Origin of the sequence: Mesorhizobium sp. M4B.F.Ca.ET.143.01.1.1, from assembly GCF_004792275.1 — a bacterium.
GTDB lineage: Bacteria > Pseudomonadota > Alphaproteobacteria > Rhizobiales > Rhizobiaceae > Mesorhizobium > Mesorhizobium abyssinicae.
Genome location: NZ_SRSR01000297.1, coordinates 1 through 300 on the forward strand (window position 1 = coordinate 1; position 300 = coordinate 300).

Consider the following 300-nt stretch of genomic DNA (forward strand, 5'->3'; position numbering starts at 1 on the left):
GGGGTTCCACAGGCGCAAGCCGGTCAGGTGGTGACGTTGCGCTCCTCGATCCAGGCCGAATCGAGCCGCGGCGCGTCGCTCGATTCGGCCGATGGCGGGGAGTTCGGCCGCCCGGCCTGGCAGGATTATTTCTTCCTGGCGCCGAATGTGCGTTTCACCCGCACGCCGGACACCGATCTCGCCAGGCGAGCCCCGCCGGCTGAAAATGCCGACCAGGCAAAGGCAACCGTCCGTGAGCCCGTCCGCCCCGCGCCGCCGGCCCCGGCAGCGATCAATCCAGTCCGGCCGACGCCAGCAGGC

Annotated in this window: 1 protein-coding gene; it reads left to right on the forward strand. The window is 70.7% G+C overall.

The window, feature by feature from the left end; translation table 11 throughout:
• The coding region (locus EN786_RS37065; RefSeq protein ID WP_135910189.1) for a hypothetical protein at positions 1-300 on the forward strand (300 nt) is incomplete at both ends.